This is a genomic window from Frankia gtarii, from assembly GCF_025403375.1.
Classification (GTDB): Bacteria; Actinomycetota; Actinomycetes; order Frankiales; family Frankiaceae; genus Frankia; species Frankia gtarii.
The window spans coordinates 1-7587 of sequence record NZ_JAMPTM010000309.1 but is presented as its reverse complement, the minus strand read 5'-3'; the positions used below and the strand labels follow the sequence as shown (position 1 = coordinate 7587).

Genomic DNA, 7587 nt, shown 5'->3' with positions numbered 1-7587 from the left:
CACCCCACCCGCCCTAGCAGCGAACACCTGCTGTCGCCGGGGCCGACGCGTCGCATCCACCCTGGGCCGATGGCCCATTCGGGCGTCGCGTGGCCGGTCCCGGGGCCCGACCCGAGCTGGAACGGGTCATCCGTCCCGCCTGGCACCGCCAGACGGCCCGGGTCACCCCGGCCGGGGGAAGGCCGACGCCCGCGACTCCCCCGCGCGGACGCCGCCCGGTTCGGCCTTTCCGCTGGCACGCCCCGCCGGGTGGACGCGTGGGATGTCGTCGATCTCGCCTGCCATCCGATGCTCGTGAACACGCGCGTCGGTGTCGCCGGAAAGCAGCACCGCGAAGTCGCTTCCGGTTCCGTTGCGGTGACGTTTTCGCCGGCGAACCGGATCAGGATCTCCGGCGCCTCCCACGCTCCGCCCGGGCCCCGTGGTTCAGCCTCTCGAACGGTCGGGCGGTGGCCGAAGAGGCCGTGCACCGGCGGCCGGGTAGACGTGGATCCCGTTCTTCGCCCACGGCCGGGTGGAATGGTGGTGAAGGACTGCCCTCTCGACCGGCAAGCCGGTAATCGACCCGTCGTCGCCGCGCTGCTACTTTCGCCGCAGCAGGGTTCCAGGCGGCGGCGGGTATACCAGCGCCGGCGACGCGGGAAGGTCGCGCTTCTTCGCATCCCGGTGCAGGGAGAACTCAGCGATGCGCGCCGGCGGCCGGCCGCCGGCGCGCATCGCTGATCGCCGAGACCGGCGGCCGGACCTCGGCGTCGATCCGGTATGTCCGCCCTCGCCGCTCATCGACCTTCGACGGTTACCCGGAACAAGGCCGGAACGATCAACAATGGCGAACCGGCACTCATCTGACGGCCGCCGCATCGACGGCCGTCCGCGCGGGAGTAATGGTTTGCCTGTTCGATGTCCTACCGGCCGCGGGCCGCCTTCCGTAGCTGGCGCAGCTCGCGGCGCAGCCGGATCTGCGGAATCACCCCGATGAGCAGACCGATGACGAGCCCCGCAGCGGCCGAGGCGGCCAGCGCGGCGGCGACCGACATCCGCTGCGTGGAGCCGAACAGCCAGATGCTCACCCGCGCGTCGTTCTTGACCACGAAGACGACGACGAGGATCGCGATGACCAGCACCACCACGGTGATCGCGTACGTGGTGTAGGCGATCCCGCGCCGCGGCGGCGGCCCATCGGCCGGCGTGCCGGGTGCCGCCGGCATCCCCGGCGCCACCGGAGCGCCGGGCGTCCCCGGAGCCCCCGGGGTGCCGGTCGGGTAGGCGGTGCCCGTCGGGTAGGGCTGTGGCACCGTGCCCGGCGAGGTGCCGCCCGGCACAGCACCGGGCACCGGGACCGCGGGGCTGCCGGGTGCCGGCGGCGGGCCCGCGGGCCGGGTGTAGTCGATCCTCTTGTCCGGTTGCTCGGGTCCCGCCATCGTCCCGCCCCATCCATCATGATCGCCTGGGCGACCGTGTCCCACGCCGTCCAGTTCCGTCCCCTGTGCCAGGGAGTCTAGGCGGGCGCGTGCACTATGCTGAAGACGCGGACGAGGTGGCCGGGCGGTCGCGTCGGCACCGGTTCACGCCGGTGTCGCCGAGGAAAGTCCGGGCTCCTCAGGGCAGGGCGGTGGGTAACACCCACCCGGGGTGACCCGCGGGACAGTGCCACAGAAAACAGACCGCCAGTGCCGGTAACGGCGCTGGTAAGGGTGAAACGGTGCGGTAAGAGCGCACCAGCGCCCAGGGTGACCTGGGCGGCTCGGTAAACCCCGCCCGGAGCAAGGTCAGAAAGGCTCGCGGCCGTAACCGGTCGCGAGCCGCGCAGGCGTTCGAGGGCTGCCCGCCCGAGTCTGCGGGTAGACCGCTGGAGGCTGCCGGCAACGGCAGCCCGAGAGAGATGGCCGCCACCGGTGAGCCGCAAGGCGACCCGGCCACAGGACCCGGCTTACAAGCCACCTCGTCCGCATCACCAGCACCGGGTCGACGTCAGCACACCAGCCACTCGTCAAACGAAGGCCCGTCGACCACGCCGAGCGGGCCACCTCGTCGACGGTACTGACCACCTCGGCGATCCAGGTTCCTGACCACTCGCTCGCGGCAGGCTGGGGTGAAGCGACATCGTCAGGAGTCGTGGGTGGGGTTGCCGGTGGTGGCGGGCAGCGGTTTCGTGCGGGGCCAGCGGTGCAGGATCCGGTCGTGCAGTGCCGTGGTGAGCTGGTGTAGTTCGGGGAGGTCCGGGCTGCCGGTGGTCATCGTGGCTACGGCGGCGAACCGGTGGGTGCGGCGTTGTCGGGCGGTCGCGGTGCCCCCCGGCCACTGCCCGGGCTGGCCTGTTCGAGGTCGACGAACCGCGTCTCGTCGTAGCGCGTTCGCGTCGGCCGGACCGGATCACCGCGTGCAGGCGTGCCAGTCCGGTGGCCCATCCCAAGGCCCAGTCGTTCGCTGCACCGCGGGCGGGCACGTACTCCGTCAAGCTCGACGAGCCATACCCGCGAGCATGGGCTGCTCGCCGACCGACGGACCGGACGACGCGGCAGCCTGATCACCAACATCAAGGCGAGTGGAGGAACGCTTCCCAAGCTTTACCATCAGCTCCCCGGCCGCGATGCCGCGGATCCGGTCCATCGCGCGTTCGGTCGTCACCGCAGATGGTGGGCCCTTCCTGGCAAGCAGTGGGGCAGCCGCCCCGCCCCGAGGAACCGCCCCGCAGAGTCAGCCTCCACCGACTCGTCCGACATAATCGGACTATCGGGTGCAGTACTGGGGACATGCAGACGGAATGCGGCAGAGCGGGCGTTCGCTCGTAGACGTTGACCGCGGCGTGGGCACCGTGGCGATGCCGTACGTGCCCATGCCGCGATCTGACAGCTCATCGGTGACGGTGGGCCACAAGCGGAGGGTTCCGATGTCGGTGAGGCCGTTACGCGCCACCGATCCGCAGGCGGTGGGGCCATACCGGCTGACCGCGCGTCTGGGCAGCGGCGGCATGGGGATGGTCTATCTCGGCGAGGACGCCGCCGGCCGGCGGTACGCGGTGAAGGTGCTGCGCGACGAGCATGCCGGCGACCAGATGTTCCTGCACCGCTTCGCCCGTGAGGTCCGGGCGGCCGCAGCGGTCGACAGCCCCCGGGTGGCGCGGCTGGTGGACGCCGACCCGGAGGCGGAGACGCCATGGCTTGCCACCGAGTACATCGAGGGCCCGACTCTGACGGCCGAGGTGGCGCGCAACGGCCCGCTGTCCGCCGCGGCGCTGCAGACCCTCGCGGTGGAGCTCGCGATCGCCTTGGCCGCCATCCACGACGCGGGCATGGTGCACCGCGACCTCAAGCCCGGCAACGTGATGCTGGCCGAGGACGGGGCCAAAGTGATCGACTTCGGGATCGCCGCCGGGGTGCCCGGGACCGTCACGGTCACCGGCGCGGTGCTCGGCAGCGTCGGCTACATGGCGCCCGAGCTGCTCACCACGACCAGGCCGCCCGGACCGGCCTCCGACATCTTCTCCTGGGCCCTGACTCTGGCGTTCGCGGCCAGCGGGCGACCGCCGTTCGGGGAGGGTCCCCTCGAGGCCCTGCTCCTGCGGACCCTGCACGACAACGCCGCGGTCGACGGGCTGCCCACCCGGCTCGGAAAGATCGTCGGCAAGGCCCTCGACAAAAGGCCCGACCGCCGGCCCACCGCCCGCCAGCTCCTCGACCGGCTCCCCGCCGCCCCGCTCGCGCGGGGCGCAGCCCTCGGCGCGGCAACGACGCCCGTCGGCGCCGGGTCACCGGCGGGCCGCGACCACCGGACCGCCCTCATCGTCCCCGTACTCTCCCTGCTTCCCGCGCTGCGCCCGGCGCAGCGCCGCGGTATCGCCACGGCGGTGACGGTCCTCGCCGCGGCGAGCGCGATCACCGCCGTCCTCGTGGCGGCGCCGGGTGAGACGACCCGGTCCACCGCCAGCACGCAGCCCTTCCCCACCGGCTCCGCCACGCGCCCCGCGGCGGCGACCACGATCCCGCCCGCGGCCAGCCCCGCAGCGCCGAGCCCGGCATCGGTCTCCCTGGTCGGCGCGACCGCCACGCAGCCCCTACCCGTCGGGCCGCAGCCCGCCGCGGCCGCCGCTCCGGCCGCCGCCCGCGTCGTCCCCGCAGCGCGGCCTCGGCCCGCGGGCACGCGCTCGAGCAGCGCTCCGCCTCGGGGTTCGTCCGGCCGGGCCGCCACGTCGAGTGCCTGCTTCGCGGCCGACGCACTGCGATTCCTACCGTTGCCGGGCGCCGACGGCCGGTGCGCCCCGATCATCTTCTTCGGACAGCCCGAGCGCGCCCAGGGGAAGGAGCCGGGAGACAAGCCCGGCAGGGGACCCGGCTCGCAGCGGGCCAGGCCCAGCGGTTACTCCGCCGGCGGCGGGCGCGGCTCCCGCGATAGCCGATCGGGCGAGCAGCGGTGGGCACCCTGACGCCGTTTCCGCGGCGGCGGTGGAGCTGGGCGCTGGCCGTCTCGACGCAGAAAATTCGGTCGCCTTCTCGAAGTCACTGAATGTAATCAAGTAGAGTCATAAGTCGGCTTTCGACCCACTGACTCAGGATGCATGCCATTTACAGGTGCATCACGGCAATAGCCGGACGACGGTTGCGACCCGTCGGCGCGGCGAAGGATGACGGTTGTCTCTGAGCCGCCGTGTGCTGCTGGCGCTCCCCGTGCTCGCGGGTTGCGCCGGCCGGCCAGGCGCCGCGAACCCTGCGCCGAGGTCTGCTGCCACACCGAGCCCGCGGCTGCCACTGACCCAGCCGGCCCCCCCGATCGCCGTCGGCTCCTCGGCCAGCCCGGCACCCGCGGTCGGTACGGCGACCCGCGACGAGATGATCGCCCGCTACGGTCATGTCCATCCCACCGCCTGGGGCATGGACGTACCTGGCGTGACCACGATGTTGCCCACCAGCGACAGGGTGATCGCGCTGACCTTCGACGCATGCGGTGGTCCGCACGGTAGCGATTACGACCAGGCGCTGGTCGGCTTTCTCCGCCGCCACGGGGTACCGGCCACGCTGTTCCTCAATTCCCGCTGGATCGATGCCAACCCCCGGGTGTCCCGCGATCTCGCCGCCGACCCACTGTTCGAGATCGCCAACCACGGCACCCGGCACCGCCCGCTGTCGGTGTCCGGCCGGTCCGCCTACGGCATCACGGGTACGCACGATGTCGGCGAGGTGTTCGACGAGATCGACGGCAACCGAGGCAGGCTCGGTGCGCTCCTCGGCCATCCGCCGCGGTTCTTCCGATCGGGCACGGCGCACTGCGACGACGTGGCCACGAGGATTACGGCTGATCTCGGTGAACACGTCGTCACCTTCGACGTCAACGGCGACGCCGGCGCGACCTTCACCCCCGGCCAGGTCGCACACGCCGTGCTGACCGCACGACCCGGATCGATCGTCATCGGCCACATGAACCACCCCTCGGGCGGTACCGCCGAGGGGATCGCCGCGGCAGTACCCCGGTTGGCGGATTCCGGCTACCGTTTCGTCCGCCTCTCCGACCGCATCGTCTCCGGCTGAACCTCTCCGAGCCGGTCGCCAGTTAGTTCGAGTTAGTTCGAGTCCGTGGTGTCGACGAAGCCGCTGCGGTAGGCCCACACCACCGCCTGCGTGCGGTCCCGGACTCCGAGTTTGCTCAGCACCCGCTTGAGGTGGGAGCGCACCGTCTCCGCGGACACGCTCAGCTCGGCCGCGATCTCGGCGTTCGACCGACCCGCGGCCAGCGCCCGCAGCACCTGCGTCTCCCGCTCGGTGAGCTGCTCGGCGTGGGCGAGCAGCTCCCGCTGCGGGGCCCGCCGGCGGGCCAGGACCGCCAACAGGCGGCGGGTCACCGCAGGCGCCACCAGGGCGTCGCCGCCGGCCACGGTCCGGATGCCCTCGATCAACTGCTCCGGCGTGGCCCGTTTGAGCAGGAACCCGTCGGCGCCGGCCGCCAGCGCGTCCTCCACCACCTGATCGAGGTCGAACGTGGTCAGGACGAGCACCCGCGGTCGGGGCGGCGGCCAGCCGGCGATCTCCCGGGTGGCCCAGACCCCGTCCCGGCGTGGCATGCGAACGTCCATCAGGACGACGTCCGGCCGGTGCCGGCGGGCCGCCAGCACCGCCTCGTCGCCGGTGGCCGCCTCCCCGGCGACGGTGATGCCCGGCTCAGCGTCCAGCAGCGCCCGCAGCCCGCTGCGCACCAGGCCGTCATCGTCCGCGAGCAGCACGGTGATCATGATGCGGTGTCCGGTCGAGCGGGCAACGTGGCCAGGACCCGGAAGCCGCCGTCCACCGGGCCGGCGTCGAACGAGCCGCCCTCCAGCCGGGCCCGTTCCCGCATGCCGACCAAGCCCCGCCCCGCCACCGGCGCGGCGAACCCGACACCCTCGTTGAACACCTCGATCCGGACCAGGTCCGCGACGGAGGTGACCCGGGCCCGGATCCGACCCGAGCGGGTGTGGCGCACCGCGTTCGTCAGCGCCTCCTGCACGATCCGGTACGACGTCCGGCTACCGGAAGGCGACAGTGCGACGGGCTCGACGGCGATGTCCAGCTCCCGGCCCGTCGCCCGGATCCGCTCGGCGAGTGCCGCCAGGTCACCCAGGTCGGGCGAACCCCCCACGTCCGTCTCCCGCGGGTGCAGTATGCGCAGCAGCCGGTCCAGCTCGCCGAGGGCGTCGCGCCCGGCGTTCTCGATGTCCACCAGCGCCTGGCGGGCGAAACCCGGGTTGTCCTCGAACACCCGCCGCGCGACCCCGGCCTGCAACACCATGACGTTGACGGTGTGCCCGAGCGCGTCATGCAGCTCCCCCGCCAGCCGGGCGCGTTCGGTCAGCAGCACGCGTTCCGCGGCCAGTGCCTGTTCCCGAGCCTCGCCCAGGGTCCTGGCCTGCCGGCCGGCGGCGAAGGCACGCCGGCTGCGGGCGGCGTCCCCGCCGATCGTCGCGATCAGAAAGCACATCACCACCCCGGCCAGGTCCGCCGTCACCGTCTGGCCGTGATCCAGCAGGACGTATCCGGTGACGGCGGCGACGCACATCGCCGCGCCGGCAAGCCGGACCGCGAGGCCGCCGAACGCGAAGCAACTGAACAGCGCGATCCACGGCGGCCACTGGGCGGCACCGACGGGGAAGCCGGCCGCCGCGTTGACCACGACCACCGCGGACGACACCCCGACAGCGACGAGCACCGCCGAGTGGCGCCACATCAGCGACAGCGCCGAGACCGCGACCAACGCGACGCCCCACCCACCCGGCACGCGGTACCCGGAGTCGAAGGGCGTGACCGCGGTCTCGGCCGTCGCCGCCGCCGCCAGGCCCACGGCCAGCCAGACATCGGCCTGATGCGGGCGCGCCCACCGGGCGGCGCGGGCCAGCCACGCCTCGGGAGCGTCGGAGCGGTCCGCCCATAGTGCCGGGGCGTCGGAAATCGTCGCGAGCGAGGACACGCTCCATCGTGACCGGTGCCGGGTCGCGGGCGCGACCCCCCGGCCGGGCAGCCGGCCTCACCCGTCCGGGTGAGACGGCACCGCCCCGGATGGACCGCCCTCCCACCCGCCAGGGTGTCGACGCGGTTCGGCCCGATCTCCCACCCTGGACCGGGT

Annotated in this window: 7 protein-coding genes and 1 other RNA gene; 3 read left to right on the top strand and 5 right to left on the bottom strand. The window is 72.9% G+C overall.

Translation table 11 applies throughout. The features are described 5' to 3' along the window. Positions 1–162: 162 nt before the first annotated feature. Positions 163–285, bottom strand: coding sequence for a hypothetical protein (locus NBZ83_RS27880; protein WP_261576112.1), 123 nt, complete (start codon positions 283–285; stop codon positions 163–165). 620 nt (positions 286–905) lie between these two features. Next, the gene (locus NBZ83_RS27875; RefSeq protein ID WP_261576111.1) at positions 906–1421 is read right to left on the bottom strand and encodes a lipopolysaccharide assembly protein LapA domain-containing protein; all 516 of its coding nucleotides are present in this window, start codon (positions 1419–1421) and stop codon (positions 906–908) included. Between the two features lie 112 nt (positions 1422–1533). On the opposite strand from NBZ83_RS27875, the gene rnpB reads away from it, so the two are divergent. Next, positions 1534–1949: RNase P RNA component class A (gene rnpB / locus NBZ83_RS27870), an RNA gene on the top strand. 157 nt (positions 1950–2106) lie between these two features. On the opposite strand, the gene NBZ83_RS27865 is transcribed toward rnpB, so the two are convergent. Further along, positions 2107–2238: a hypothetical protein gene (locus tag NBZ83_RS27865; protein WP_261569529.1), complete on the bottom strand. Its 132-nt coding sequence runs from the start codon at positions 2236–2238 to the stop codon at positions 2107–2109. Positions 2239–2890: 652 nt separating this feature from the next. Here NBZ83_RS27865 and NBZ83_RS27860 point away from each other — a divergent pair. Further along, positions 2891–4423 carry a serine/threonine-protein kinase gene (locus tag NBZ83_RS27860; RefSeq protein ID WP_261576110.1) on the top strand — a complete coding sequence of 511 codons (1533 nt, stop codon included), beginning with the start codon at positions 2891–2893 and terminating at the stop codon, positions 4421–4423. A 205-nt stretch (positions 4424–4628) separates the two neighbouring features. Continuing rightward, on the top strand, positions 4629–5522 hold the full coding sequence (locus NBZ83_RS27855) for a polysaccharide deacetylase family protein (RefSeq protein ID WP_261576109.1): 894 nt from the start codon (positions 4629–4631) through the stop codon (positions 5520–5522). A 32-nt stretch (positions 5523–5554) separates the two neighbouring features. Here NBZ83_RS27855 and NBZ83_RS27850 read toward each other — a convergent pair whose 3' ends face one another. Both NBZ83_RS27850 and NBZ83_RS33500 read right to left on the bottom strand, forming a co-directional pair. Next, positions 5555–6220, bottom strand: coding sequence for a response regulator (locus tag NBZ83_RS27850; RefSeq protein WP_261569532.1), 666 nt, complete (start codon positions 6218–6220; stop codon positions 5555–5557). After that, the gene (locus NBZ83_RS33500; RefSeq protein WP_261569533.1) at positions 6217–7431 is read right to left on the bottom strand and encodes a sensor histidine kinase; all 1215 of its coding nucleotides are present in this window, start codon (positions 7429–7431) and stop codon (positions 6217–6219) included. Before NBZ83_RS33500 ends, NBZ83_RS27850 begins: the two co-directional genes overlap by 4 nt. Positions 7432–7587 lie beyond the last annotated feature (156 nt).